Origin of the sequence: Eubacterium sp. AF36-5BH (assembly GCF_003460505.1) — a bacterium.
Classification (GTDB): domain Bacteria; phylum Bacillota; class Clostridia; order Lachnospirales; family Lachnospiraceae; genus Eubacterium_G.
On record NZ_QTVG01000001.1, the window covers coordinates 65,017 to 91,285 of the forward strand.

Annotated in this window: 27 protein-coding genes; 1 reads left to right on the forward strand and 26 read right to left on the reverse strand. The window is 32.7% G+C overall.

Going from position 1 to position 26,269, the window contains the following annotated elements:
* Positions 1-13: 13 nt before the first annotated feature.
* From DW006_RS00330 to DW006_RS12005, 25 genes are all read right to left on the reverse strand, one after another.
* Positions 14-1,141 carry a metallophosphoesterase gene (locus DW006_RS00330; RefSeq protein ID WP_117998376.1) on the reverse strand — a complete coding sequence of 376 codons (1,128 nt, stop codon included), beginning with the start codon at positions 1,139-1,141 and terminating at the stop codon, positions 14-16.
* Between the two features lie 112 nt (positions 1,142-1,253).
* Entirely contained in the window at positions 1,254-1,859 is a 606-nt protein-coding gene (locus DW006_RS00335) for a hypothetical protein (protein ID WP_147337622.1), read from the reverse strand.
* A gap of 43 nt (positions 1,860-1,902) precedes the next feature.
* Positions 1,903-2,085 (reverse strand): hypothetical protein, encoded by a 183-nt coding sequence (locus DW006_RS00340; RefSeq protein ID WP_117998382.1) that lies wholly within the window; start codon positions 2,083-2,085, stop codon positions 1,903-1,905.
* 290 nt (positions 2,086-2,375) lie between these two features.
* Entirely contained in the window at positions 2,376-2,555 is a 180-nt protein-coding gene (locus DW006_RS11970) for a hypothetical protein (protein WP_147337623.1), read from the reverse strand.
* Between the two features lie 295 nt (positions 2,556-2,850).
* A complete protein-coding gene (locus DW006_RS11995; protein WP_158561023.1) occupies positions 2,851-2,994 on the reverse strand; it encodes a hypothetical protein in 144 nt (47 codons plus the stop codon).
* Between the two features lie 8 nt (positions 2,995-3,002).
* The gene (locus DW006_RS00350) at positions 3,003-3,566 is read right to left on the reverse strand and encodes a leucine-rich repeat domain-containing protein (RefSeq protein ID WP_117998389.1); all 564 of its coding nucleotides are present in this window, start codon (positions 3,564-3,566) and stop codon (positions 3,003-3,005) included.
* A gap of 783 nt (positions 3,567-4,349) precedes the next feature.
* On the reverse strand, positions 4,350-7,562 hold the full coding sequence (locus tag DW006_RS00360; protein ID WP_117998396.1) for a leucine-rich repeat protein: 3,213 nt from the start codon (positions 7,560-7,562) through the stop codon (positions 4,350-4,352).
* Between the two features lie 28 nt (positions 7,563-7,590).
* A complete protein-coding gene (locus DW006_RS12000) occupies positions 7,591-7,743 on the reverse strand; it encodes a hypothetical protein (protein WP_158561024.1) in 153 nt (50 codons plus the stop codon).
* Between the two features lie 149 nt (positions 7,744-7,892).
* Positions 7,893-8,954 (reverse strand): hypothetical protein, encoded by a 1,062-nt coding sequence (locus DW006_RS00370; RefSeq protein WP_117998404.1) that lies wholly within the window; start codon positions 8,952-8,954, stop codon positions 7,893-7,895.
* A gap of 21 nt (positions 8,955-8,975) precedes the next feature.
* The gene (locus DW006_RS00375; RefSeq protein ID WP_117998407.1) at positions 8,976-10,070 is read right to left on the reverse strand and encodes a leucine-rich repeat domain-containing protein; all 1,095 of its coding nucleotides are present in this window, start codon (positions 10,068-10,070) and stop codon (positions 8,976-8,978) included.
* A 572-nt stretch (positions 10,071-10,642) separates the two neighbouring features.
* Positions 10,643-11,482 carry an Ig-like domain-containing protein gene (locus tag DW006_RS00380; protein WP_117998411.1) on the reverse strand — a complete coding sequence of 280 codons (840 nt, stop codon included), beginning with the start codon at positions 11,480-11,482 and terminating at the stop codon, positions 10,643-10,645.
* A 200-nt stretch (positions 11,483-11,682) separates the two neighbouring features.
* Positions 11,683-13,953, reverse strand: a complete 2,271-nt coding sequence (locus tag DW006_RS00385; protein ID WP_117998415.1) for a leucine-rich repeat protein — start codon at positions 13,951-13,953, stop codon at positions 11,683-11,685.
* A 244-nt stretch (positions 13,954-14,197) separates the two neighbouring features.
* A complete protein-coding gene (locus DW006_RS00390) occupies positions 14,198-14,743 on the reverse strand; it encodes a TIGR01440 family protein (RefSeq protein ID WP_117998418.1) in 546 nt (181 codons plus the stop codon).
* Between the two features lie 319 nt (positions 14,744-15,062).
* A complete protein-coding gene (locus DW006_RS00395; protein WP_117998421.1) occupies positions 15,063-15,593 on the reverse strand; it encodes an ECF transporter S component in 531 nt (176 codons plus the stop codon).
* 159 nt (positions 15,594-15,752) lie between these two features.
* The gene (gene glpK / locus DW006_RS00400) at positions 15,753-17,243 is read right to left on the reverse strand and encodes a glycerol kinase GlpK (protein ID WP_117998424.1); all 1,491 of its coding nucleotides are present in this window, start codon (positions 17,241-17,243) and stop codon (positions 15,753-15,755) included.
* A 287-nt stretch (positions 17,244-17,530) separates the two neighbouring features.
* A complete protein-coding gene (locus DW006_RS00405; RefSeq protein WP_117998427.1) occupies positions 17,531-19,111 on the reverse strand; it encodes a serpin family protein in 1,581 nt (526 codons plus the stop codon).
* 13 nt (positions 19,112-19,124) lie between these two features.
* Positions 19,125-20,102 carry a hypothetical protein gene (locus DW006_RS00410; protein ID WP_117998430.1) on the reverse strand — a complete coding sequence of 326 codons (978 nt, stop codon included), beginning with the start codon at positions 20,100-20,102 and terminating at the stop codon, positions 19,125-19,127.
* On the reverse strand, positions 20,099-20,788 hold the full coding sequence (locus DW006_RS00415; protein WP_117998433.1) for a hypothetical protein: 690 nt from the start codon (positions 20,786-20,788) through the stop codon (positions 20,099-20,101). Before DW006_RS00415 ends, DW006_RS00410 begins: the two co-directional genes overlap by 4 nt.
* The gene (locus DW006_RS00420) at positions 20,785-21,294 is read right to left on the reverse strand and encodes a sigma-70 family RNA polymerase sigma factor (protein ID WP_117998436.1); all 510 of its coding nucleotides are present in this window, start codon (positions 21,292-21,294) and stop codon (positions 20,785-20,787) included. The genes DW006_RS00415 and DW006_RS00420 overlap by 4 nt, the downstream gene beginning before the upstream one ends.
* A 65-nt stretch (positions 21,295-21,359) precedes the next feature.
* Positions 21,360-21,566: a hypothetical protein gene (locus DW006_RS00425; RefSeq protein ID WP_117998439.1), complete on the reverse strand. Its 207-nt coding sequence runs from the start codon at positions 21,564-21,566 to the stop codon at positions 21,360-21,362.
* Between the two features lie 129 nt (positions 21,567-21,695).
* A complete protein-coding gene (locus tag DW006_RS00430; RefSeq protein ID WP_117998442.1) occupies positions 21,696-22,475 on the reverse strand; it encodes a peptidoglycan DD-metalloendopeptidase family protein in 780 nt (259 codons plus the stop codon).
* Between the two features lie 63 nt (positions 22,476-22,538).
* Positions 22,539-23,237, reverse strand: a complete 699-nt coding sequence (locus tag DW006_RS00435) for a hypothetical protein (protein WP_147337624.1) — start codon at positions 23,235-23,237, stop codon at positions 22,539-22,541.
* A gap of 59 nt (positions 23,238-23,296) precedes the next feature.
* The gene (locus DW006_RS00440) at positions 23,297-23,491 is read right to left on the reverse strand and encodes a SpoIID/LytB domain-containing protein (RefSeq protein WP_158561025.1); all 195 of its coding nucleotides are present in this window, start codon (positions 23,489-23,491) and stop codon (positions 23,297-23,299) included.
* 356 nt (positions 23,492-23,847) lie between these two features.
* A complete protein-coding gene (locus DW006_RS00445; RefSeq protein WP_117998453.1) occupies positions 23,848-24,042 on the reverse strand; it encodes a hypothetical protein in 195 nt (64 codons plus the stop codon).
* A 123-nt stretch (positions 24,043-24,165) separates the two neighbouring features.
* Entirely contained in the window at positions 24,166-24,330 is a 165-nt protein-coding gene (locus tag DW006_RS12005) for a hypothetical protein (protein ID WP_158561026.1), read from the reverse strand.
* 100 nt (positions 24,331-24,430) lie between these two features.
* Between DW006_RS12005 and DW006_RS00450 the strand changes: the two genes are divergently transcribed.
* Positions 24,431-24,862 (forward strand): AsnC family protein, encoded by a 432-nt coding sequence (locus DW006_RS00450; protein WP_117998457.1) that lies wholly within the window; start codon positions 24,431-24,433, stop codon positions 24,860-24,862.
* A gap of 179 nt (positions 24,863-25,041) precedes the next feature.
* Here DW006_RS00450 and tuf read toward each other — a convergent pair whose 3' ends face one another.
* Entirely contained in the window at positions 25,042-26,229 is a 1,188-nt protein-coding gene (gene tuf / locus DW006_RS00455) for an elongation factor Tu (RefSeq protein ID WP_117998461.1), read from the reverse strand.
* Between the last annotated feature and the right edge of the window lie 40 nt (positions 26,230-26,269).

Genomic DNA, 26,269 nt, shown 5'->3' on the forward strand with positions numbered 1-26,269 from the left:
TGTACAACCTCCTCTATTTCAATGATTTCACAATATCATACGCCATCTGAAGCTCCACTGGATCATCCAATAGACCTTCCAAAAATTTGGCTGCAAAACCAATTTCTGAAAACTCATTTTCAATCTTTTCACTGGTAATCTTCTCACTTAAATCATTGTCAAGAATCTTGTAGTTCAAGAATCTACTAAGTTGAGCCTCGTAAATTGCTTCTTTTTTCTGATATTCAGATGCATCTATACTTCCGGAGATTGTCAGTCTTACAATTGAGTTGCTAGAGTAATCTTTTACTAATTCTTCGATAGTCTTTTCTAAAGACTTATTGTCTGTAGCATTAAAGGTCAACTTCTCATCGTAGTATCTTATTCTTCCGGTTACTACACGTTTAGCCAAAATTTTCTTAATTCCATCGTTGTTCTGTAATGTAATCACAAAGGCATTACCTTCTGTATTATTGTGCAAATCAAGTTGTTCATGTGTTCCGGCATTAAAAATAGTATAGCCTGTCTTTTCCTCATTAGCTGGAATTGCAGGTTCTGTCACATGAGCATGTCCCAATAACCACACATCCATTGGAATACTGTCAAGCTCAGTTCTAGTCATTGGAAAATACTCCCCTTCTGTATCAATTGCAAGTCCTTCCAAAGCGCCATGAGCAATACCAATATTATACTTGCTCACACCATCAATATTCTCTTCCTTTATCCAATCCAAGCGATTAGTGTCACTATGCTTACTATCGCAATAAGCAGGATAAAAAACAGCAGGTCCATCACTACTATCAAATTCATACGGCTGGTATTCATTAAGTACAATAATATTGCTATGCGCATCTGCCATAGTCATAAAATCATTCCATAGCTGTTCATTGCCTGAATAAAAATCATGATTTCCGGGAAGCACCAAAACATTCTGATTAAAACCTGCAAGAATCTCAACTACACGTTTAACATCCTTTTTTGTTATTGCATAAGTATTATCAAAAAGGTCACCTGTAATAATGAAGAACTCACATTGCTCTTTTTCTGCAGTTTCTACCATATCCTTAAGGCAAAGGAATCTACTTTCTATCAACTGATTTTTAATACTATATTTATCAAATTTTCTTCCTATGTGATTATCACCTGTAACAAATAACTTCATTCCGCTATCCTCCTACTATCTTCTATTTTTCGTCATTTTATTAACTAGCTCTTCCAGACTACTGCACTCGCGTGCTTCCAGTATGTATTAAAGGCTGTCTGAATAATTAATTTCAATTTTTATTAAAAATCAATTCTACTGGGTCATCCCATCCCGGACTCTTATCTGTCATTCCATCATATCCTATATAAATCGTATCTCCTTTTCTTTTCATAAACTCTTCCAGTGGCATAATATAAGGATCAGGACCAGATATTTGTCTTACTCTACTGCATACAAATTCGTATTCATCTTTTGCCTTATCTTCGTTACTAAAATAAATATCATAAGACGAAACTTCTTCTTCCTCTTGCATTGTGACCTTGCCATTATTTCTCTCTATAATAACATCATGTGAAAGACCACAATAACAATCAAGTATTGTCGCATATACTTCATAATGAAAATTTCTAAATATTTCCTTGTCAGCTTCCGATTCCTGCAGCTCTGCAAGTTCATCTATATAGCTATTTATTTCTGCCACAAGGCTTAGAACAGTATTCTCAAGACCTCCTGATGCTTCATCAAATATTATGCTTCTATTCTCTGAGTCATATTCGTCAACACTATAAAAAACATATTTCTGATTTAGTATTTTGTGTTCCAAAATTTCCTTTATTATTTCAAATTCTTTGTCAGTATTTACGTCTAACCTAAAGTCACAATAAACTTCTGCCATATTTTTATCTCTCCTTATCTCGCATTTTTCCGTTCTTAACACTTTATTTTTCATATTTTCCTAAATTGATTCTTTCCCTTGCAGCAATTTCAATCAGTCTGTCATCTGATGCACTTTCTACATCCGACAAGCCACCCATTGCCATACCAGCACCTCCAAACATAGCCGTACCATAATAATCTTCCAAATCATTTCTTAAAGCATCGTAATCCATATCTTTGTTCATAACTTTCTCCCTTCTTCCATATTTTCCCTCTGTCTCATAGTAATATTTTACCATGTTTTTTGTTAGTTTTTTTCAAAATTTGACCTTTTTGCACAATTTTTTTCATATAAATTTTCACTAATTGCTAAATACCTTTTATGTAATAATTATTTCAACAAATTACTTATTACATAAAAAACAGTCCTACAAAATTTTTCAACTCTGTATTTCTTCTTTTCATAAATGATAATAAATAAAGAAATGCCTGTTTAAATTCTGTAAAACTGTTTCTTACGTTGTATAGTTATATTCTATTTTTTAACTTTTCTTGTTTTAGACCAACGGCTATGAATTTTTCTTCCATTAACTATAGCGTAGGTTCTTATTTTAAAGAAATAAGTTCCTTTGGATTTCAGCCTGCTTACATCAGCCGTCATTCCTGTAGCACCTTTTTTCTTTTTGCTCTTTTTTATGTTTTTAATTGTTTTCACTTTTTTAAATTTTCCTTGGGTGCCTTTTCTCATATACACCTCAACGCCTTTGCTGTTGTCTTTTATTACTCCCCATGACAAAATCCATATGGTTTTGCTTTTTCTTAAAGTTAATTTAGGCTTTTTAGGCACGCCTCTAACATACGTTGACCAAATGACTGACCAGGTTACTTTATTATTTTTTCCATGACAATTTTACAGAATGGTAATTCAGTTCTTTTACACTTTTTATTTTGAATTTGCCTGATGGTGTAATATCAAAATATCCTTTCGTAGTTTTAGTATTATTCCTGCCTTACGTTGTCTGATTTCCTGCATCTTCTGTTGGGTTTATATCAGATGTACTATTTGGGGTTGTTTCTGTTGGTCCAACCGGTGTATTTTCCTTAGTTTCAGATATTTCAGACTCACCAGATTCTGTTGATGTATTGTTAGTCACTTCCGTTGTTACATTACCGCTTGCCTCTGTTGTTGTATTATCTGATGTCTCTCCATTATTGTTTTCAAATTCATAGGCATACCTTTTTTTGCCAGTTCAATATTGGGATTTTTTATTGTCATAGTAGTTAATTCAGGGCAATTAGCAAAAATTTGATCCTTTATCTCTGGTACCTTACTTGGAATTGTGATTTTTTTAAGTTTTGCATCATATTGAAATGCATAATTTTCAATGTATTCAATACTTTCAGGTAGGTAAACATATTCAAGTTTTCTTTTATAACTCATCCCTGATGCCACAATTCCTTCAACTCCATTACCTATTATTACAGTTTTACAGCCTAACTCCGGCAACATAGTTTTTTTAATAATAACACCTTTATTACCAACAAAATAGAATCCAGCCGTATAACCTACCACATTTTCCCCACCATCAGGCCATGATTTTGGAAAATTTACTGCATATCCTGTTGTTACGTCTTTCATATTATTACATCCGTAAAAAGCATTATCTTCAATTGTTCCACATGGAATTTTATCGTAACCTCCATTTGGATTTGCGTTAGATGACAAAAAATGTATACAGATTCAAGTCCCGTACAATTAAAGAATGCATAGTCAGACACTCTGCTTATATGCTTAAGTAATACTATTTCTCCCCTCCTGCCACGCATAACCTCTTATTAAGTTCTATAAATATAAGATCTTTCGTGTTATTTTACGCTTGTATTTTATATATAAATTATATCACACCATACCACTATAGTCATTTTTACTGCAACTATTTATATATAAAAATACCTGCCACAATTCGAATGTGACAGGTATTTCAAACTGATTTTTCATTTTATATATGTTTTTTTCTTTTTTATTTTACCCTTGCTAATAAAAGAATACTTATGTTGTTCTCCCTTGATGGTTTTAACTTTATGTCTTTCCTCTCAACCTAAGTATCTACCTATATAGTATCTATAAATACTAAATTATAATATCCTGGTTTCAAGTCCGTACTAATATAACCATATGCATCAGTAAAACTCTCTCCCACTGCTATATCAGGTGAATATACTGTTCCTGTTTCAACTACACTACCATTTGAATCATATAATTTCCATCCAACAGGTACATATGAACTATAATTTGATCCATTAGCATCGTAAGTTTTCTTTCCTGAAACAAATAATTTAGCACTAAACTCATTATCAGAACTATAATAATCTTTTTCATATAATATATGGCGTTTTTTTCAACAACTGCCCCCTCACACATCATTTTTTCCACTCATTCAACTTTAATAAAAAATAGCTGATTGAGAACACAATATTGTTATATGAACTCAATCAACTACTTTTTTCTTTACTGTACTATAAACGTATATCCATTTTCTTTTGCCCAGGTTTCTGCAAACGAACCTTTCACTCCCTTTATTTCCGTTAGGGCATTACAATTTAAAAATGTACCTTCACCTATAGCAGTAACGCTACTTGGAATTGTTATACTTGTTAAATTAATGCATCCTAAGAATGCCATAGTCCCGATACTCGTTACACTCTTTGGAATTACTATACTAACAAGACTGATACAACCAAAAAATGCACCATTAGCAATACTTGTTGCCCTATCTGGAACTATGGCGTTTCTTAATTTTTTACAATTTTTAAATGCATTATCTCCTATACCCACCACATTATTTGATGTTTTTATACCTATTTGTACATCAGATGTAATAATTTCAGTAAGATCTGTACATTCATCAAATGCGCTATTTCCTATATAGGAAACCTGTTTGTTAATAGTGATACTTTCCAAACTACTACATTCAGAAAATGCCAAATTCCCTATATCTGTTACGCCTTTTGCTGTGACATTAACTAAACTTTTACAACCTTTAAACGCAACTTCTCCTATGCTTGATACAGTATTTGGAATTGATATATTCCTCAAATTACTACAGCAATAAAAAGCGCCAGTTTCAATTCCTGTTGCATTATCTGGTGTTGCTATTTCTGTGATACTATCTGAAACTATAACTCTATTCAAACTAGTACATTGATTAAATGCATAATGTTGTATAGTTGCTACACTATTTGGAATCGTAACGCTAATCAATCCACTACATCCCGAGAAAGTGCCATCGGATATACTCGTTAAGCCTTCCGGAATTATTATACTTTCCAAATTAATGCAATTTCTAAATGCATCATTTCCAATGTAAGTCATTGTTTTGGGCATATCTATATTTTTTAAATTAGTACATTCTTTAAATGCCAAGCCACCTATACTTATAACACTATCTGGTAAGGTTATATTTCTTAAATTAGTACATTTATAAAATGTTGTTCCACATATACTTGTCAGGCTCTCTGAAATTGTTATATCATCTAAATTGCTACATTGAGAAAATGCTCCTGCACCTATATCGGTTACACTGTTTGGTATTGTGATACTTTTCAAACTGCTACATTCAGAAAATGCTCCTTCACCTATATCGGTTACACTGTTTGGTATTGTGATACTTTTCAAACTGCTACAAGTTCTAAATGCTCCTTCACCTATTTGAGTTACCCCATTTGGAATTATCACTTTTTGCAAATTATAACAATTCTCAAACGCTCTCAGACCTATACTTGCACCACCATCTAAATCTGTTTCTTTTGCAAATTTATTTGAATTTGTTATACTCTTCAAACTACTACAACCCCTAAACGCACTATATCCTATATTTATTTTTCCATCCGTTAATGTAATATTTTCTAATTTACTACATTCACAAAAAGCTACATCTCCTATACTTGTCACACTCTCTGGTATTTCTATATCAATTAAATTTCTGCATTGAGAAAATGCTCCATCCCCAATACTTATCAAATTATCGGGAAGTATAATCCTTGACAACTCACTGCAATAATCAAATGCACCACTTTCTATCTTCTTTAAACTATCAGGAAGCGTCATGTTTTTTAAGCTGCTACATCCACTAAATGTGTTTTTTTCTATACTTGTCACACCTTCAGGAAAATCAATTTTTATTAGTTTATAACATCCTTCAAATGCACTTTCTCCTACCCTTGTCAGACCATTGGGGATTGTTATATCAGTTAAATTTGAACAGTACTTAAATGTACCATTTTTTATATTTGTCACTCCTTTTGGTATGATAATTGAATATAATAATTTGCATCCACTAAATGCACTTTCTCCTATATTGGTTACACTTTCAGGTATAGTAATTTCACTTAATGTACAACATTCATTAAATACATTATCTCCGATGCTTTTTAAACTATTTGGAAGAATAATTTTTTTCAGACCATTACATTTATAAAATGCTTCATTCCCTATACTTACAACCCCATCTGGTATTGTGATACTTTCTAATTCGCTATATCCAACAAATGCACGTTCTCCAACAGCAACAACTTTTTTCCCATTGATTGTATTTGGTATGACTACATTACTGTCATATCCTTTGTACCCAGAAACTTCTACACCACCATACACTTCTTTTGTTTTAAATGGTGTCGCCTGAGTTGTAGGTTGTTCTGTCGTAGGTTGTTCTGTTATGGGTTCCGTTGGTTTGACTGTCGTAGGTTGTTCTGTTATGGGTTCCGTTGGTTTGACTGTTGTAGATTCTGTTGGTTTGACTGTTGTTGGATGTTCTACATTATTATTTGAATCCTTAATGTACGGTAATTTGACCGCAACATCTCTGTTATAATCAGTCATTCCCAAATTTGCCAACGATATTTTAACTTTGCCACCTATTACTCTATCCATCAAAACAAAATTTAATCTCAAATAAGTATTTGCATAATCTTTAATTTCATCTTCAGAAGATGCACCTCTATTACTATTTATTACATAACCTACAGTAGTATTTTTGTTTTTAGTATATTTTGCTCCCTCAAAATTAGACTGTGCTGTATAGTTAAAAAAAACACTTGATATTTCATATTTAATAATTGGAGATTTACTCATATTAAACCATATTGTGCCCTTTTCACTCATATTTGCCACAACTTCAAATCTATACATATCTGTATTTTTATTATATATTAAGCTACATTCATAAATAAGATCATTATGATATATTTGCATATATTTATTTTCAAAATTATTACTTGCTAGCCCATTTGAAATAATAAAATTTTTCAACTTATTGTAATAATCAGTAATTGACAATTCTTGTTTCGAAGGTTTAGTTATTGGTTGTTCCGTCTGCTTTGTAGTTGGCTGTGGTCTTATATGTTTTGTAAATTTTTTCCTTATCGTAACCCTGCATCGATACTTTTTCTTTCCTACTTTTGCAGTAATTGTTGTTTTGCCGGCTTTCTTCCCCTTAACCTTACCTTTTTTTGTAACTGTAGCAATATTTCTGTTAGATGAACTCCATCTTACTTTATTTTTGTTATTTTTTAACTTCAAAGTAACTGTCTTTCCTACATAAATAGTTACAGTTGTCCTACTTAATTTTACTTTTTTTGCTGCACTTACATCCATTGTTGGTATCATCGATATTGACAAAATTAATGTTAGTACAATAGCTATTTTTTTCTTTATCTGTTTCATAGTTTGACATTTCCTTTCTCTATTTTTCCTAATACTTCATAATTTCGTTTACTTGTAATCCCTTTTCACAAAGTACACGAACAGCTTCAATAAATGATGGCAATTTTTGTTCTTTTTGAAAATCTTCTATCCTTTTTACTAATTCTAAATCTTTTTCTCCAAATTTAACTTGCTTAGCCATATTACTACCTCTTTCTACAATTTCAATGATAAAACTATTATACCATACACTCTTTCCCACTTTTTTCAACAACTGACCCCTTTCTAACCAATTTTCCCACAAAAAAATATGCTATCTACCACTTTGATAGATAACATATCTTTTTACTTTTATCCTTTCATTTTCTTTACCTTAGACCATCGGCTGTAAACCTTTTTGCCATTTACAACTGCGTAGGTTCTTACTTTAAAGAAATATGTAACTTTTTTATCCAAAGAACTGCGGCTACCGGACATACCGGTTATACCTTTTTTGTTCTTTTTCTTTTTAAGTTTATTAACTTCATTTACCTTTACAAATTTACCTTTTTTGCTGGTTTTCATGTACACCTGCAATCCTTTGCTGTTATCACCAATTATCCCCCATGTCAGTGTCCATTTACTTTTGGTCTTTTTTATGGACAGTTTAGGTCTGTTAGGTGTGCCCTTTACATAAATTTCTTTAGTACCCGACCATATGACTTTACCATCATTTGAAGTAGTTTTTATTTTGTAAAAGTATTTCTTTCCAGCCTTAACTTTTGAATCGGAATAAACACCACTTTTCAGTTTCTTAACAGATATGTATTTTCCCGACTTCTTCTCAGCTCTGTATATCTCATAATCCTTTGATGTGTTTATCTTTTTCCATGTCAATTTGACTGTATGATAATTTTTCTCTTTAACACTGCTTAATGAAAATTTTTCTTTTCTGTCAGTTTCACCGGATGTCACAACTTCAAAAGATTGTTTTTCAGTTATAATTGTAGTAGAAAATATTTTATCGGTAGTTGAATCTGATGTTGATTCTTCCGAAAAACTCTCATTTGTTTTGCTTTCTTCTGTTGTTGTACTGACATCTGCAGATGTAACATTGACAGTTGTTGAATTCATAGTAGTTTCTTCTGTTTCAGTTGTATTTTCAGTCGTTTCTACTTTTTGGTCTGTTACAGTTTCTGATATTTTAGGAACAGTAGTTGACCCTGCTGTAGTCTCTGATGTAATTGGATCAGTGATAAGTTCTGGCGTTGTAATCTGACTTGTAGTTGTAATCGTTGTAGCCTGAGTAGTTGATTCCGTAGTAGTTGTTTCCTCTTCCTTATCAATATCAATACTGATAAACTCGATCCCATTTTCTTCAGCATACTGCTGTGCTGTAGAATTTCTAAAGCCATATATTGTTTTCAAATTCATAGGCATACCTTTTTTTGCCAGTTAGATATTAGGATTTTTGATTGTCATAGTAGTCAATTCAGGGCAATTATCGAAGGTATGATTTTCTATCTTGGGTACCTTACTTGGAATTGTGATTTCTTTAAGTTTTGCATCATATTGAAACGCATAATTTTCAATGTATTTAATACTTTCAGGCAGGTAAACATATTCAAGTTCTCTTTTATAACTCATCCCTGATGTCTCAATTCCTTCAACTCCATTGCCCATTATTACAGTTTTACAGCCTAACTCCGGCAATATATCTTTTTTAATAATAACACCTTTATTACCAACAAAATAGAATCCATCCGTATAACCTACCACATTTTCCCCAACATCAGGCCAGGTCTGATATTCAGAACTTTCAAATTTTATTAAGGTAATTCCATGTTCTTTTGCATATGATGCTAAACCTGATCTAAAATTTGCATGTATTTCTTCTACACTATCGGGCCATGATTTTGGAAAATTTGTTGTATATGCTGATGTTATTTTTTTTATATTATTACATCCATAAAAAGCATTCTCTTCAATTGTTCCACATGGAATTGTATCATAATGTCCATTTGGATTTGCGTTAGATGTTAAAAAAATGTATACAGATTCAAGCCCCGTACAATTAAAGAATGCATAGTCAGACACTTTGCTTATATGCCTGAGTAATACTATCTCTTTCAAACTTTTACAGTTTGCAAAAGCATTCTTGCCTATGATTTCAAGACCATTTGGAAGCTCAACTTCTTTAATATTTTTATAGTTTTTAAACATTCCATCAGGTATATTTGTAATTTCATTGTCCATGACAACTTTTAAAACCTTATCAGAGATTTCTGCCTTTTGAAGGTCATCAAACTGTTCTATATCTATCTCTCCCGTACCTGTAATACGCAGTGTTCCATCCTTTTCCAATTGAAAATAAGTCTGTGGACCACATTGACCTTTGATGTTTTTGTAAATTAAAGAATCTTCTGTAGTATTTTCCGATGTATTCTCTTCTTCTGCCTTTACAAAAGATGTAGGAACTACTCCTGCTACAACCATACTTAATATTACTAAATATGTAATTGTCTTTTTACAGCTCTTAAATATGTTCATAATCTTTCTACCCTCCTGCCACGAATAACCTCTTATTATGTTCTATAAATTTGAGATTTTTTGTGTTATTTTACGCTTATTTTTTATATATAAATTATATCACACAATACCACTATAGTCACTTTTACTCCAACCTAATATGTTATTTATATATATAAAACAGTCACAATTCGAATGTGTTAGATGTTTCAAAACTTTCATGCTTAGACAACAACTTTTTATTTTAATTTTGCGACAATCTCAATCGAAAATTAGGAAAGCTGATTTAAGCTGGTGGTTGCTCATAAGTTGTATAATCAAAATACTCTTGAAATATCAATAACCATCTGCTACTATAATATTACAAAAGGTACTACCGATAGACGGTTAGTCCTGATTGTTTTGGTTAAAAAAGTAACCGCCACTATTTTCAGGCTAGATGGCGGTTACTTTTTATATTATCTGACAGCAGTGCTCTACGAAATAGCCAGTGGGGATATGAATGAGCTTGACTGTCACGTGGAGTGTATATTTTTGAATCAATTCTCATGTCTTCATAAATATCTCTTAATTTTTAATATGATTATAAAATTTTAATAAAATCCTAAATCTGCTGATGTTACACCCACGTTATATGATAACATGATTTGTTCAAACACAGTCAACGCTAATCTTGCTGATGTAGTAGTTAATTTTTCTGCAGTATCTTCCAATGTGTATGACATGTTTGTATCATAAAAGATTACAGCTGACTCTTCATCCATTAACAGTTTGTACATTATACCATTACCATAATACTGTGAATCTCCATCATAAAAAGTAACACTGCATGTACTGTCGCTTACACTTTCAATATCGAAATATACCATAATGTTCATATTAGATCTATCATATCCACTTAAATTATTTATCCTAATAATATCTGTGCTTGGATAATATTTAACCTGTGTATATACACACATATTAGTGCTTTCATTAATTGCATCTAAATAATAATATGAGCCGTTTGAATCACTACTATACTTGCCGTATTTTTTGCAGGCATTTGCTATTTTCTGTTTTACCGAAGTCTTTGTATATGTAACAACAGGTTTCTTATTATTCGCTTTTTTGACACTTTTTTGTTTAACAGTAATTTTGCATTTTAGTTTCTTATTTCCAACTTTCGCAGTAATAGTTGCCTTGCCGGCTTTCTTACCTTTGACTTTTCCTTTGCTACTTACTGTTGCAACTTTCTTGTTAGAAGATGACCATTTAACTTTTTTTCTATTACCTTTTACCTTAAGTTTAACAGTTTTTCCAACATAAATTGTTGCTGATTTTTTGTTTAGTTTTGGTTTTTGTGCTGCATTTGTATTTGTTGTTGGGATTAATATAAGTGACATCACTATTGCAACTACAAATACTGATAATTTCTTCATGTACTTCTCCATAAGCTTTTTCTCCTTTTCACTTATTCTAAAGTAGTATATCTGGCTCGTCTAACATACTACTTCTTGCACTTACTTGTGCCCATTTCATTACCATATATATTACTTTAGAATCTTTTTATAATACGTTTCCGATAACGTAATTATATCACAGCACTATATACCATTTTTTCTCAAACTGACCTCTTGTTCTCTCTTATATTCTATTTTTTAACTTTTCTTGTTTTAGACCAACGGCTATGAATTTTTCTTCCATTAACTATAGCGTAGGTTCTTATTTTAAATAAATAAGTTCCTTTGGATTTCAGCCTGCTTACATCAGCCGTCATTCCTGTAGCACCTTTTTTCTTTTTGCTCTTTTTTATGTTTTTAATTGTTTTCACTTTTTTAAATTTTCCTTGGGTGCCTTTTCTCATATACACCTCAACGCCTTTGCTGTTGTCTTTTATTACTCCCCATGACAAAATCCATATGGTTTTGCTTTTTCTTAAAGTTAATTTAGGCTTTTTAGGCACGCCTCTAACATATGTTGACCAAATGACTGACCAGGTTACTTTATTATTTTTTCCAGTTGCCTGTATTGTGTAAAAATATGTTTTACCAGGTTTTACCTTTGAATCAATAAATATGTTGCTTTTTGTTTTTCCGATTAATTTGAACTGACCATCTTTTTGTGCTTTGTATATTTTGTAACTATTGCCATTCTTTATTTTTTTCCATGACAATTTCACAGAATGGTAATTCAGTTCTTTTACACTTTTTATTTTGAATTTGCCCGATGGTGTAATATCAAATGGTCCTTTAGTAGTTTCAGTATTATTTCTGCCTGATGTTGTCTGACTTCCCAGTTTCTTACTTGTGGTAGCACTAACAGGTGTCGTTTGACCTCCTGTACCTTCTGTATTCTTACTTGTAGTCGTACTGTCAGGTGTTTCCTGACTGCCTATGTTTTCTGTATTCTTATCTGTAGTCGTGCTCTCAGGTGTTTCCTGACTGCCTATGTTTTCTGTATTCTTATCTGTAGTCGTACTCTCAGGTGTCGGCTGGTTGCCTGTATCTTCAGTGTTTTTATCTGTTGCTGTAATATCAGTTGTTGTCTGATTTTCTGCATCTTCTGTTGGGTTTATATCAGATGTACTATTTGGGGTTGTTTCTGTTGGTCCAACCGGTGTATTCTCTTCAGTTGTAGATGTTTCAGACTCACCAGATTCCGTTGATGTATTGTTAGTCGCTTCCGTTGTTACATTACCGCTTGTTTCCGTACTTGTACTATCTGATGTTTCTCCATCATTGTTTTCATAATCCAAATCTATACTTATAAAATCTATTCCGTTTTCTTTTGCGTAAGTCTCTGCTGTAGACCCTTTAAAGCCATATATTGTTTTCAAATTCATAGGCATACCTTTTTTTGCCAGTTCGACATTAGGATTTTTGATTGTCATAGTAGTCAATTCAGAGCAATTATCGAAGGTATGATTTTCTATCTTGGGTACCTTACTTGGAATTGTAATTTCTTTTAATTTTGAATCACCTCTAAAAGCACCGTATTCTATTCTTTCAATACTTTCAGGTAAATAAATTTCCTCTAAATTAGTATAGTTTTTGAATCCTCCTTCCTCTATTGCAGTTATATCACCACATACAATAACTTTTTTTGAATTACAGGATATTTCCGTATCTATTACCCCCTCATTATTTATAATAGAAAGTTCATCACCGAAAATAACATAATTTATACTATCCGAAGGAGTAGATGCAGCGCTAAGTTTAATTTTTTCTACATTCTCACCTGTATATTGCCATATTTTACATCTTTTGTTGCCATAAGCTTTTTCTATTGTTTCAGGCCACTGCTGTGGCATTTTAGACGGTTGACTAACACCTGTTAATACTACTTTAATATTGTTACATCCATAAAAAGCATAATCACTTATGGTTCCTGCTTCGTAATTTATATAACTTTTCGTGTAAGTACATAACAACATATACACACTCTCAAGACTTGTGCAATTAAAAAAAGCATAATCATCTACTGTCTTTAGCCAGCGCGGTAGAATTATTTCTTTCAATGCAGTACAGTTTGCAAAGGAGTTCTTCCCGATTGTTTCCAAATGATTTGGCAATTCAACCTCTACAACTTTTGTATAATTTTTGAATATTTCGTCAGGAACATTTTTAATATCTTTCTCAAGAACAATTCTTATTGTTTTATCCTCCAAATGTGCATCCTGCAAATCCTGAAACTGGTTAATATCTATGTAACCACTACCTGTAATTCGTAATGTTCCGTCTTTTTCTAACTGAAAATATGCTGTAGGTCCACACTGACCTGATATTTTATTTTCTTTTGCCTTTACCAAGCTATTAGGTAGTGCATATGTAATAACCATACATACAATAAGCAGATAAGATATCATTTTCCTATTTTTCAATATTTTCATCTGTTCTTTACACGATGTATTCTTAAAATACAACCGCCTTCTCCCTTCTTTTAATAATAAAGAATGTCGCTTGCGACATTCTACGCAACCAATGCATGCCCGTCCGCAACTATTTTCTTTTCACGCCAGAGTATATCCCTAGTGGAACGTTTATTTATGGAATAAGAAATTCCGGAGAAATTTCTTATTCCATAAATAAAAAGCAATTCTGTATCATTATCCCTTTAAGTTAGGTCTACGAATTGCTTTCTAAGTAAATTTATTTAATTAAAACTTTTTACATTAAATCTTTGTTATACACTGCTCTTTCTCCGCCAATGAATTTTGGTCTAACTCTTGCAGCAAGAACGTTTGCTTCACCGATTTTGTTATGTTCTAACTTAACAGGAACGGCAACCTTCTTAATGTGCATGCCGATAAGTGTTCCACCTATGTCAATTCCTGCATCAGCTCTGATTTCTTCAACTGCAACAGGATTTGCAAATGTTTTGTATGCAGTTGTTCCAAAAGAACCACCTGCCTTTGGTTGAGGCACAACATTAACTATGTCTGAAAAAGGTACTGCATCTCTCTCAACGATAATTGCTCTGTTAAGATGCTCGCAACATTGGGCTGCTAAATATATGCCCTTTTCCTGTAAAACCTGATAAATTCCCTTAAATACAGCCTGTGCCACTTCAAGGTTTGAATTAGTTCCAATTTTGTCTCCGCAAATCTCACTTGATGAACAGCCTACTACGAAAATCTGTCCCTTTGTAAGTCCTGCTTTTTCGACAATCTCTCTTGTAACTTCTTCTGCCTGTTTTGTAAGTTCAGTATACATTCTACGCCTCCTAAAGTTATAAAAAATAACTTTTTAATCTTAATATCTTTTTATATTTTATACCAATATTATATTATTTACAAATATATTTTCCTTTAATAAGAAAGTAACTCCATAATATTTTCAACATTTTCCATGTTTAATCTGCTATTTATAATTACTAAAACTTTTTATATGCTTAACAAACTGTTTCTAATTACACATTTTTATATCTGGTACTCCACAATATTTCTCCCTAACGTAAAAGCAAAGGTTGAAATAAATTCAACCTTTACCTTAAAGTTTTATAAAAATGGTTCTCACCATTGGGGGACTTTATCTACACGTATTTTTTAAGTAAATTTGGAACTTTTGCGCCTTCTAAAATTCCGATTGCAATGCAACCAATTACTAAGCATGTTCCAGCCTGAATGGCGTTACTTGGAATTGAAGCTGCTGCTGCAAGTCCATATCCTAATATTGTGCTTTCATATAAGAAATAACCAAATACCATAATTAATTCTGCAACTACACCACTTACAATGTAAGCTACAACTTTGTTAATATTTGTTTTCTTAAGTGCTGTAAAAATTAAATATGCAACAAGTGCCATTAAAAACTTAATGATAAATGTTCCCGGTACATAAGTTACATACTGTGCTAAAAGATCAGCTAATGCTGAACCGATTCCAGCTGCAAGTGCTCCATAAACACCACCAATAAGCCATGCACTTAATAATACAATGCTATCTCCAATATTTATATAACCTTGAGTTCCAAATGTAGGATATCTGATAATTGAAGTTGCAACATAAACTAATGCCGCAAAAAGTGCTGTTAATACAATCTTTGATACTACTTTACTATTCATAATTTTCCTCCTAATGTAAGTAATTCATATATGGTTAATATGAATTTTATATCTGTTCTGATTATATCAGCATATGGTATCATTAATATAGTCATTTTATTAAAAACTTATAAGACCAGATTGTTATTGTCAAAACAACAATCCGGTCTTACTTTTATCTTATTCTTCACTATAAATAATTGCACACTTTACAGCTTTGTTCCAGCCCTTTAGTTTTTCCTGAACGTCTTCTTTACTCATCTGTGGAACAAACTCCTTATCTATTGACATGTTTCTTTTTATCTCTTCTTTGTTTTTCCAATAACCTGTGGCTAAACCTGCCAAATATGCTGCTCCCAGCCCTGTAGTTTCTATCACTGAAGGTCGCTTAACTTTCTTCTGGGAAATATCTGCCTGAAACTTCATTAACAGATTGTTAGCACAGGCACCGCCGTCTACTTTTATTGTATTAATTGGCTGTCCCATATACTGTTCCATTGCCTGTAATACATCGTTAGTCTGATATGCCAAAGACTCCAAAGTTGCCCTTACAAAATGTTCTCTGCTTGTACCTCTTGTTACTCCAACTACCATGCCTCTTGCATCCTGTTTCCAATATGGAGCACCCATCCCCGTAAATGCGGGAACTACATAGACTCCGTTTGTATCCTGAACTTTTGAGGCAACATCCTCGCTTTCTGCTGCACTGTCAACCAAATGCATCTGGTCTCTAAGCCACTGAATCGCTGCCCCAGCCACAAATACACTGCCCTCTAAAGCATACTCAACTTTATCTGTTGATGCGGCTATTGTTGTGATTAATCCATTTTTTGATTTAACAATTTTGTCACCTGTGTTTGCAAGCAAAAAGCACCCTGTGCCGTATGTATTTTTTACGTCACCTTTTTCAAAACAACACTGACCAAACAAAGCTGCCTGCTGATCCCCTGCCACACCACTTATTGGGATTTTTGCATCTAATAGTTCCGCTGTTGTGTACCCGAAAATTCCACTTGACGGCATAACCTTTGGTAGCATTGATTTAGGTATATTTAACAGTTCAAGCAAATCTTCGTCCCACTTTAAATCATTGATATTATAAATCATAGTTCGACTTGCATTTGTATAGTCTGTTGCGTGAATTACACCGCCACTTAATTTCCACATAAGCCATGAGTCAATTGTTCCAAAAAGAAGCTCGCCTTTTTCAGCCTTCTCTCTCGCTCCTGCTACGTTATCAAGAATCCACTTAATTTTCGTTCCCGAAAAATAGGCATCAGGTACAAGTCCTGTTTTAATTTTTATTGTATCTGTCAGTCCATCTGCCACTAATTTATCCACAATGTCAGAAGTTCTTCTACACTGCCAGACAATTGCATTGTAAATTGGTTTCCCAGTGTTTTTGTCCCACACAACGGTTGTTTCTCTTTGATTTGTAATGCCTATTGCTTCAATGTCAGTTCCGTCAATTCCTGCCTCTCGCATTACCTCTCCCATTGTTAAAACCTGTGTCATCCAAATTTCTTCCGGATTATGCTCAACCCAGCCTGCCTTTGGAAATATCTGTTCAAATTCCTTATTTGCCTGACAAATTATATTGCCTCCTTTGTCAAATAAAATTGTTCTTGAGCTTGTTGTTCCCTGATCAAGCGCCATTATGTACTTTCCCATTTTGTCCTCCATGTATGTAATTTTATTCATTTGTTTTCTATATTTTCATTATTTTCCGTACAATAATATCTCTTTTATTTTATCTTTTTTATGGCACTATTACAAGAAGTTTACAATATATCTGTGGTCAATCGAGTAGGCTGACTCCTACTCGATTGCAGATAGCAGGCATCTCAAAGCATAGCTTTTCGATGTTCTTACGCCTGACAAATGATATTTCGTGCAAGCACGATATCGCTTGTCAGGCTTTTGCTACAAAAAAAGACGCAACTTAATGCGCCTTTTTACTATTTCAATGTTGGATCAACTACTTTTCCAATAAAAAGTATTTCTCCTGTTTTGTTATTTTTTATTATGTAAGCAAACGGTCTGTCCAGCAGTATTTTATTTGAACACGTTCTAATTGATGTTGCTTTAGCAACAGCTGCAGTTACGGCGGCCGCTTTCGTTCCGTCAGTATTCATTTCAATGGCTGTGCTATGAATTATCTCATCCACATATTTGTTACTCGAATCTGCGTCATCAAACATTGGATTTAATGCAGGTATGTATTTGTTAAAAATTTCTTTTACTCCGGCACTTACTAATGAAGACTTTATATTATTCTTCCAGGCATATTCGAATTTCGGAATTCCTATTTGAACCTGATCTTTTTTCTTTTTCTTCAAAAGTTCCTCAATATTAATGTTTTCCAGTTTGAAACTTCCTTTTGCTTTTGGCAATATACCAATAAATGAGTATTTCTTATCTTTTTCATAAGTTTTTTCAAAAGCTAATGCATAGTCATTTTCGTAATAACTATTGCTTTCCTCTTCCATCATTTCAACGTTTACTTTTTTTCCGTCAAATTTTTTAAATTTTTTGCTCTTAACATCTGATGTGTCAAATTTCCATGTCCACTTTCCGTTAAAAAGCGTTGCATTTAATATGTATGCATAGGCACTCTTGTCAATATTATCTATGATTTTATCAATCATGCCATCTGTATTGTCATTCACCCATTTGTTAATTTGATCCGCCCCTGTATTGTCAAATGGAATTTCATTAGTTGTGGCATAGTAGTATTTTTTCACTGCATTTTCAAAAGTATCACTTAGTTTAATTCCACTTTTGTACCATATTGAATTTGCTATTTTTAACGTGGAGTTATCTTTTGCGTCCATTATTTTTTTAGCATAATCGTTGTATTTATCTACTTTATTTCCGAGATATTTTTCGACTTCACTTTTTGGAGTTACATAAACCTGCTGATTTCTTTCTACATTGCTAGGACAAAAAACATTTCCTTTTGCTCCATTAAGAACCATTCCAAGAGCTATGTTTATTGAAGTAGGACTTATTAATGTATTTTTATCAGAAGCATAGTAGTCATTAATAAATATGCCCTGCTTCAACTGAGAGCCACCCACGCTCTCCCCCTTGATTTTCAATGGTTTCTTAACTTTTATTTTAATCTGGTATTTTGTCTTTTTGACTTTGGCTGTTACTGTTGTCTTACCTGTTTTTAACCCTGTCAAAATTCCCTGCTTAGAAACTTTTGCGACTTTTTTCCTTGAGCTTTTCCACTTGATTTTTTTTGCTTTCCCCATACCTTTAAAATAAAGCTGCTTTGTTTGATATACTCGTATGGTTTTAGTTTTTTTGCTACTTTTAGTTCCTGACTTGTAGAGATATATCTTATTTGTTTTGCTTCCTTTGTTTGCAGGGCATTTTGTTGTTGTAGTTTTCGTTTTGTTTCCCTTGTTTGCTGGGCATTTTGTTGTTGTAGTTTTGGCATTTACATTTTGATAGCCTACGTATGGCATTACAGTTAAAAGCATGCCTGCCACTATTATCATTGCCGTTATTTTTTTCATTGTTCTTTTCATACGATACCTCCTATTAGAATTTTACAGTATTTGATGCATACATGCTGCTCTCTTTCACTGTTCCTTTAACCGTTTTCTTGTATCTGGTTATTTTCACAACCATTTTGTATTTTCCTTTTTTCTTCAATTTAAAAGTTTTATTTAGAAAAGCTATATTACTTTTTTTCGTTTCAACATATTTTTTACATACTTTAAATCCTTTTTTGTTTTTCCGTTTTATTATTACTTTTATTTTTGTTTTGTATGTATCTTTGTAGCTGTTCTCCGAAAAAATAACAATATTGCTTTTTCCTTTTTTGTCAATTCGAAAATCCCTGTTTAAAAGGATCTGACCTAAATGTTGTTTGGATTTAGTATTTGTTATGTCCTTGTTGGTAATATTAGCTGGGATGTATTTATTATTGTTACCGTCATTATTCTTGTCATTATTACCGTTGTTGTCAATGCCACCATTATTATTCTGGTCGCCATTTCCGTCATTATTAATATCACCACTATTATTGTCGTTACCACCAATGCCACTATTATTCTTGTCACTACCATTATTGTTATTAATGTTGCTGGCAGTTTTTTTGTCATTTTCCGACGGCACGACTTTTTCAACATTTAAAGGTATTGTTTTAACAACTTTTTTCTTATTGAAAATAAAACTTAATTTATACTGACCAGCTTCTTTTTTTAAAGGAATACTTGTATACTCTGTCTTCCCTTTTTGAATTTTGATTTTATTAGAAGGTAGTTTGTACCTTTTGTTCTCACTGTCAGTTAGCATTATACCTTTTAACTGTATTGTTTTTGAATTCTTGTTTTTTATTCTTATAACAATTTCAGAAGTATTTGTGTCAACATAACTGTTTATTAGTTTTATTTTTATGGCATTGCTCTGTACTTTGCTAGTGCCTGCTTCTTTTGCTTTTACACTGTCAAATGAAAAAGTAAAAACAGTAGTAAATGCCAGCAAAAATATTATTAGTCCTGTAATTTTTTTCATTTTCGTGCCTCCAGTTCAGAAATAATGTTTATGACAAATTCTTCGTCTGCATCTGTTCCCTGTACCTCAACTGTGTGACAATATTTGTCATCAGTGTACATGGCAGTTATATTTTCAGCTCCAAAAGATATCAAAACTTCTTTGGCACCTACTGTTACAGTTTTCGTTTTTTCAGCTTTTGCTTTAATCTTAGCTGTGTCACTTACCAAACTTTCCGTATAACTAATCGTTCCACTGTCACTTACAAAATGTTGAACCGACAATTCTTCTGAAAAATACTCGCTTTCTTTTTTGTAACCGTCAGGGGTGCTACTTATCATCATTCTGCTTCCTTTTGCAACCTTACTATTATCATTTTCAGTTTGTGTAAAGTCCACATTGATAAAATTTTCAGTTTGTGTAACTACCATCTGCCACAAATTTATGTCAAAAGCTTTTACAAAAGTAACATTGACAACAACTAAACATAAAACGAAAGTTGCAATTTTTGAACAATATCTTGTACACCTTTCCATTATCATGTTTCCGCCAAACTTCTTCTGCGCCCTACTTATTCTTCTTATTTTCTTTTCAAATCTATAAGAAAAATTGTGCGTATTGATAATGTCAGAAATTTGCTCCATTGTCTCCTGATTATGTAAAACAAGTGCCTGTTTCAATACGTCATCATTTAGTTTCACTTTCATTCCTCCTCCAACATAGACTCCAACAATTTTCTTCCTTTAAAAAGTTGTTGCCTTACATTTGTTTCACTTAAACCTGTGATTTCAGCTATTTCTTTTCCCGAATATCCCATCACATACTTAAGTGTTAATAAAGACGAGTATTTGTACGGCATTTTTTCAATGGCAAATTTAACAGCATTAACCATTTTCGCCTCTGAAACTCTCACTTTTTCCAGTTCAATGTCTGTGTCCTCATCTCTCTTTTTTCGTTTGTTGTATATTTTCATAGCTTCTCTTTTTGTAATTAACACCACAAAATTTTTCGTTTCATTGCTATATGTATCAGAAATTTTCGCTATGTTTTTTGCCACACGAAGAAACGCTTCCTGAACTGCATCTTCCGCATCTCTTTCATTTTGCAAAATTTCATAAGCTACGTAATATAGCAAATTTCTGTACTTATAATATACCTGTTCAAACTTGTCTTTTTGTTCTTCATCTACTAATGCTAAATATAGCGCTATCATTTATTCCTCCGTTTTTTGAAGCTTCTATACATAATAATCCTGCGTTTTTCGAAAATGTTATTTTTTCAAAAAATTTTTCCATTTGTTTTTTTCCATTTGTTTTTTCGTTTTTTCACTGTTTCAAAAAAATTATTAGGGTGATTGAATGAAAAACTAACTTCTGGTTTGCTTTTTCCTTTTTCGTTTTCCAGAACTACTTTCTGGTTTTGCTTTTTCTGTTTTCTTTTTATAGAACTAACTTTTGGTTTTGTTTTTTCATTTTTGTTATGCAAAACTTACTTCACTTAAATGTATTATAACAGAAAATGCCGACCACTAATGAAAGATTTGTAATCTTACATTTATGGTCGACATATAGAATTTTTTACAAATATTTTTTTACAAATAATTTTTTATGGCACTTAATCTTCGTAATTAATGTAATTTAAAGGATCTATTGGATTTCCATCTTTTGCGATTGCAAAATAAATGTTGTCCCCTTCCTTTGAATAGTATCTTGTTGGTTCATTAACATACGCAATTGTCTGACCTGCTTCAACATAATCTCCTGCTGCGACTTCCGGATTAATAACCTGACCGTAAGTTGCAATGTAGCCGTTTCCGATCGCCTGATTTATGCAAATTCCCAATTCTTCATCTTCATCAAGAGTTGTCACAACCCCATCCGCTGCTGCTTTAATTGGCTCGCCTTTTTTGCTACCAATTACAATTCCCGGATTAGTTCTATATTCACCTAAAGTTGAAAAATACACTGTACTTTCCATATCATAAGGCATTACAATATTTCCCTGTACCGGCCACAACAACTGACTGTTTTTATTAAATTTCAGTTTTTTAATTTGAGCCGCAGCTTCAGATGACAAACCATACATGTATTCATCTTCTTTTACATTTGACTCTGTGTTGGCTTCAACTACCTGATTGTTTGCTACAATCTCGGTTTCACCTTCTGTACTTCCCCTATAAGTGCTATCATCAGCAACTCTGTCACCTTCAGTAGTTTCCTGAATTTTGTCCTGAGCTACCTTAACATTTTCCTCTGCCGTTGTCGCGTCATTGTTTGCTTCTCTTAAATTTACAACATTGTCCCTGCCTTTTTGACCAATGAAATATGTTCCACTTGCCACAGCCGTTAATGCTACAACACAAACAATAACTGCAGTTATAAATTTCTTATCCATACTTATCACCTCACTGATAGTATGACCTGTAAAATGAAAGTTATTCAAAAAATGAAGATTTTTTCAATTATCTACTATAGAACAGTCATAAAACTTTCGTAAAATTTCTTTCCAGTTTGCCCCTTCCTTCGCTAAATGATTCCCGAAGGATAAACTCATTCCAAAGCCATGACCTATGCCTTTTGTAGTAACTCTAATTCCCTTTTCGCACTCATCAATTTGCAAACTGGTTGATTGAAGCCCCAATGCCTTAGCAAATAAATCCCCACTTATTTTCGTATCACCAATTTTTGCCCATAATAAATAACCCTGTTCATCAACATTTTTACAGTTAATAATATTAAGAAGATCCTTTGAATCCATTTTGGAATAGTCAAACTTCTCTTTTTTATCCTTATATACCACTATCCCATTTTTGTTAAGAGTATCTATAAACTCTTTTACTGTAAAATATTTTATGCCTATATAATCGTTTTTCTGCAAATCACTTTTACACGCTACCTCCTTTAGATAACCATAGTCCTGCCCCAATATTTTTTCGCCACTTCTGGTATTGCCATTACTAGTCAAATGAAACAAAGGCAGAACAATTTTTCCGTTACTTTTTAAAACTTTCCCTCTCGTACTCTTCATTATGCTATCCCAGTAATGGAGATTTTCTTCCAGGCACCTGCTTTTACCAAGCCCTGTTAAATTATAAAAAAATCCTCTAGGAGTATTTGCTTTTTCGCCACAAAACTTTCTGTACCAAATTTCTTCCAACTTACAGTATGGAATATACGACAAACCCAGTTGCGTAGCCTCAATGCTTTGAGAATTTTTTATACAATAATATACGTTCTAATCACAACACTCTGTGCTTTTATTAACTCACTGGAAAACTCGCTTTTCTCCATCTGTGCCATTAAAACACATGGTATAAAGTCCTCTACATCCATTTTTATTGTATATCCGTCATTTTCAATTATAACAGTTCGTCCACTTTTGAATCTCTCGGTTGTTTCTTTATTCGCCATTTTCACTATTACTGTTATTATAACTGGAAATACAATCAAAAAAATCAAAATCCATTTATATTTTTTGACCATAATTTTTTAAAGTATTTTTTTATATTATATGATTTTTTAAAATATAAATTACAAAAAATTGCTACCCCATCACAACAATGAAATAGCAATTTTATCTTTAACTGCAAATTTGAATATTACCGACGCCCTTGCCTTTAACATCCCACATTACAGTGTAGCTTCGATATTTAATTTTGTCCGACCTTTATGTTGATTTAAGTATAACACAAAGACAGGTTTATTTTGTTTTGAAGGTTGTTAAGAAAATTAGTAATTAGCTTTCTTTTTTATTAATAATTCCCTATCTATTTCTTTCGATATATTTTATAGCCTTTATCAAATAACTCATCTATATTTTCCTGTCTCACAGATACTTTTCCTGTACCTCTGGTTGCATCAATAATAATAACCTTCTTTTTATCTTCACCTGCAAACTCTTTGAAAAACATAACATGATTTTTATTCAGTTCTCTTATATAATTATCCTGATTGCTTTTCATCTTTATACTACCTTCTATAAAATTTTATGTTAATTATATCTTTTTATCAATTTTATGTAAACAATTATAAAATTCTTCCATGTCCTACTCTACTTACCCTGTAATTACTGCATTATATTCCATCTAATGGTTCTCCCTAAATTTTGCAAATACCTCTGCAGCACTTCTTACATTACCTGCTTCTGCATCTGTGTAGCCTCTTTGTAACTTTTCGTGAATTTCTTCATCTGTCATTATTGCAGTATTTACTGATATCGGAATTTTAGGTAATATTACTATTTTCTCCATCTTCAAACACCTCCTGTATATACATAAAGTAACGCTTTTGGTGTTATTTTACAATATTTAACAATTATATTCCTATATAAATCATTAGGAGGAAAAAACAGTGAAAACTAATAAATCACATGATATTAACGAATGTTTCTATTTATATTATAAACATAATCAAGGCAGAACTATTAAAGTTTTAGCAGAAGAGGTATCCTTAAGCGAATCAACCGTTTACAGAAGAATAAAACATACGAAACAAATTATTGTAAATAATTATTCTGGAATGACTTTAAAAATTCCTTTAAGTCATTTAAACATTGCAAAACCTAATAATTTTATGCTTGCTACTAATTCTTTATATCTAACATCGCATAAAATATGTAATTTAACAATATATGATCCTTCCTATGGAGAAATAAAAATGTATGAAAAAATCTATTACGATAACTCAGTAATGAAATATAAGTTTTCTCAATACTCTTTATTTTATAAAATATTGGCAGATCTATTTGCAAGAATAGATTCTAACGATAATTCAAACTTTTAAGAAATTGATTCGTCGATTGAATTGATAAGTTGAGAGGTAACTGCCAAAGAGCCTAAAATAATGGCACTAAAGAAAAAAAGTCAAACAAAGTGGTACCATTTTAGTACCACTAAAAGAAAAGGAACTTAGGGAAATCCCCTAAGTTCCTTTATTTATAGGCTATTCGCCATTATATCGTATTATTCGATAATTGTAGCTACCTTACCTGAACCTACTGTTCTACCACCTTCACGAATAGCGAATCCAAGACCCTGTTCCATAGCGATTGGGTGAATAAGTTCAACTGTGATTTCTACGTTGTCACCAGGCATGCACATTTCTGTACCTTCTGGTAAGTTACAAACACCAGTTACGTCAGTTGTTCTGAAGTAGAACTGTGGTCTGTAGTTGTTGAAGAAAGGAGTATGACGTCCACCTTCATCCTTTGTTAAAACGTAAACCTGAGCAGTAAACTTCTTATGGCATGTTACTGTACCTGGCTTAGCAAGAACCTGACCTCTTTCGATCTGGTCTCTGTTGATACCTCTTAAAAGAGCACCAATGTTATCACCAGCCTGAGCTTCATCAAGAAGCTTTCTGAACATTTCGATACCTGTGATAACTGTCTTCTGTGTTTCTTCCTTAACACCGATGATTTCAACTTCATCGTTTAAGTGAAGTGTTCCTCTTTCTACTCTACCTGTAGCAACTGTACCACGACCTGTGATTGTGAATACGTCTTCTACTGGCATTAAGAAAGGCTTATCTGTATCTCTTTCTGGATCTGGGAAGTATTCATCTACTGCATCCATTAATTCCATAATCTTGTCTCCCCATTCTGATGATGGATCTTCAAGAGCCTTAAGAGCTGAACCCTTAATGATTGGTGAATCTTCGAAACCATATTCGTCAAGAATTTCTGTAACGTCCATTTCTACTAATTCTAATAATTCTTCATCGTCTACCATATCACATTTGTTCATGAATACAACGATTTTTGGAACACCTACCTGACGTGAAAGTAAGATATGTTCCTTTGTCTGAGCCATAACACCGTCAGTAGCAGCTACAACAAGGATAGCACCGTCCATCTGAGCAGCACCTGTGATCATGTTCTTTACATAGTCAGCATGGCCTGGGCAGTCAACGTGAGCGTAATGTCTCTTATTTGTTTCATATTCTACGTGAGCTGTTGAGATAGTGATACCTCTTTCTCTTTCTTCTGGAGCCTTATCGATGTTAGCGAAATCTACAGCATCATTTCCTTCTACTCTTTCTGATAATACCTTAGTAATAGCAGCTGTTAATGTAGTTTTACCATGATCGACATGTCCGATTGTACCAATATTACAATGTGGTTTTGTTCTTTCAAACTTAGCTTTTGCCATTTTTGTAATCCTCCTAATTTGATTAAATATTATAATTTTA

Coding starts and splice junctions, on each gene's coding strand:
- DW006_RS00390 (WP_117998418.1), bottom strand. CDS start 14,743: ATGTATACTGAACTTACAAAACAGGCAGAAGAAGTTACAAGAGAGATT.
- DW006_RS00420 (WP_117998436.1), bottom strand. CDS start 21,294: ATGATAGCGCTATATTTAGCATTAGTAGATGAAGAACAAAAAGACAAG.
- DW006_RS12000 (WP_158561024.1), bottom strand. CDS start 7,743: ATGGCTAAGCAAGTTAAATTTGGAGAAAAAGATTTAGAATTAGTAAAA.
- glpK (WP_117998424.1), bottom strand. CDS start 17,243: ATGGGAAAGTACATAATGGCGCTTGATCAGGGAACAACAAGCTCAAGA.
- DW006_RS00445 (WP_117998453.1), bottom strand. CDS start 24,042: ATGAAAAGCAATCAGGATAATTATATAAGAGAACTGAATAAAAATCAT.
- DW006_RS00370 (WP_117998404.1), bottom strand. CDS start 8,954: ATGAATTTGAAAACAATATATGGCTTTAGAAATTCTACAGCACAGCAG.
- tuf (WP_117998461.1), bottom strand. CDS start 26,229: ATGGCAAAAGCTAAGTTTGAAAGAACAAAACCACATTGTAATATTGGT.
- DW006_RS00335 (WP_147337622.1), bottom strand. CDS start 1,859: ATGGCAGAAGTTTATTGTGACTTTAGGTTAGACGTAAATACTGACAAA.
- DW006_RS00440 (WP_158561025.1), bottom strand. CDS start 23,491: ATGGCGAATAAAGAAACAACCGAGAGATTCAAAAGTGGACGAACTGTT.
- DW006_RS00340 (WP_117998382.1), bottom strand. CDS start 2,085: ATGAACAAAGATATGGATTACGATGCTTTAAGAAATGATTTGGAAGAT.
- DW006_RS00415 (WP_117998433.1), bottom strand. CDS start 20,788: ATGAAAGTGAAACTAAATGATGACGTATTGAAACAGGCACTTGTTTTA.
- DW006_RS00360 (WP_117998396.1), bottom strand. CDS start 7,562: ATGAAACAGATAAAGAAAAAAATAGCTATTGTACTAACATTAATTTTG.
- DW006_RS00380 (WP_117998411.1), bottom strand. CDS start 11,482: ATGGAGAAGTACATGAAGAAATTATCAGTATTTGTAGTTGCAATAGTG.
- DW006_RS00330 (WP_117998376.1), bottom strand. CDS start 1,141: ATGAAGTTATTTGTTACAGGTGATAATCACATAGGAAGAAAATTTGAT.
- DW006_RS00395 (WP_117998421.1), bottom strand. CDS start 15,593: ATGAATAGTAAAGTAGTATCAAAGATTGTATTAACAGCACTTTTTGCG.
- DW006_RS00410 (WP_117998430.1), bottom strand. CDS start 20,102: ATGAAAAAAATTACAGGACTAATAATATTTTTGCTGGCATTTACTACT.
- DW006_RS00430 (WP_117998442.1), bottom strand. CDS start 22,475: ATGGATAAGAAATTTATAACTGCAGTTATTGTTTGTGTTGTAGCATTA.
- DW006_RS00405 (WP_117998427.1), bottom strand. CDS start 19,111: ATGAAAAGAACAATGAAAAAAATAACGGCAATGATAATAGTGGCAGGC.
- DW006_RS00375 (WP_117998407.1), bottom strand. CDS start 10,070: ATGAACATATTTAAGAGCTGTAAAAAGACAATTACATATTTAGTAATA.
- DW006_RS12005 (WP_158561026.1), bottom strand. CDS start 24,330: ATGGAGAAAATAGTAATATTACCTAAAATTCCGATATCAGTAAATACT.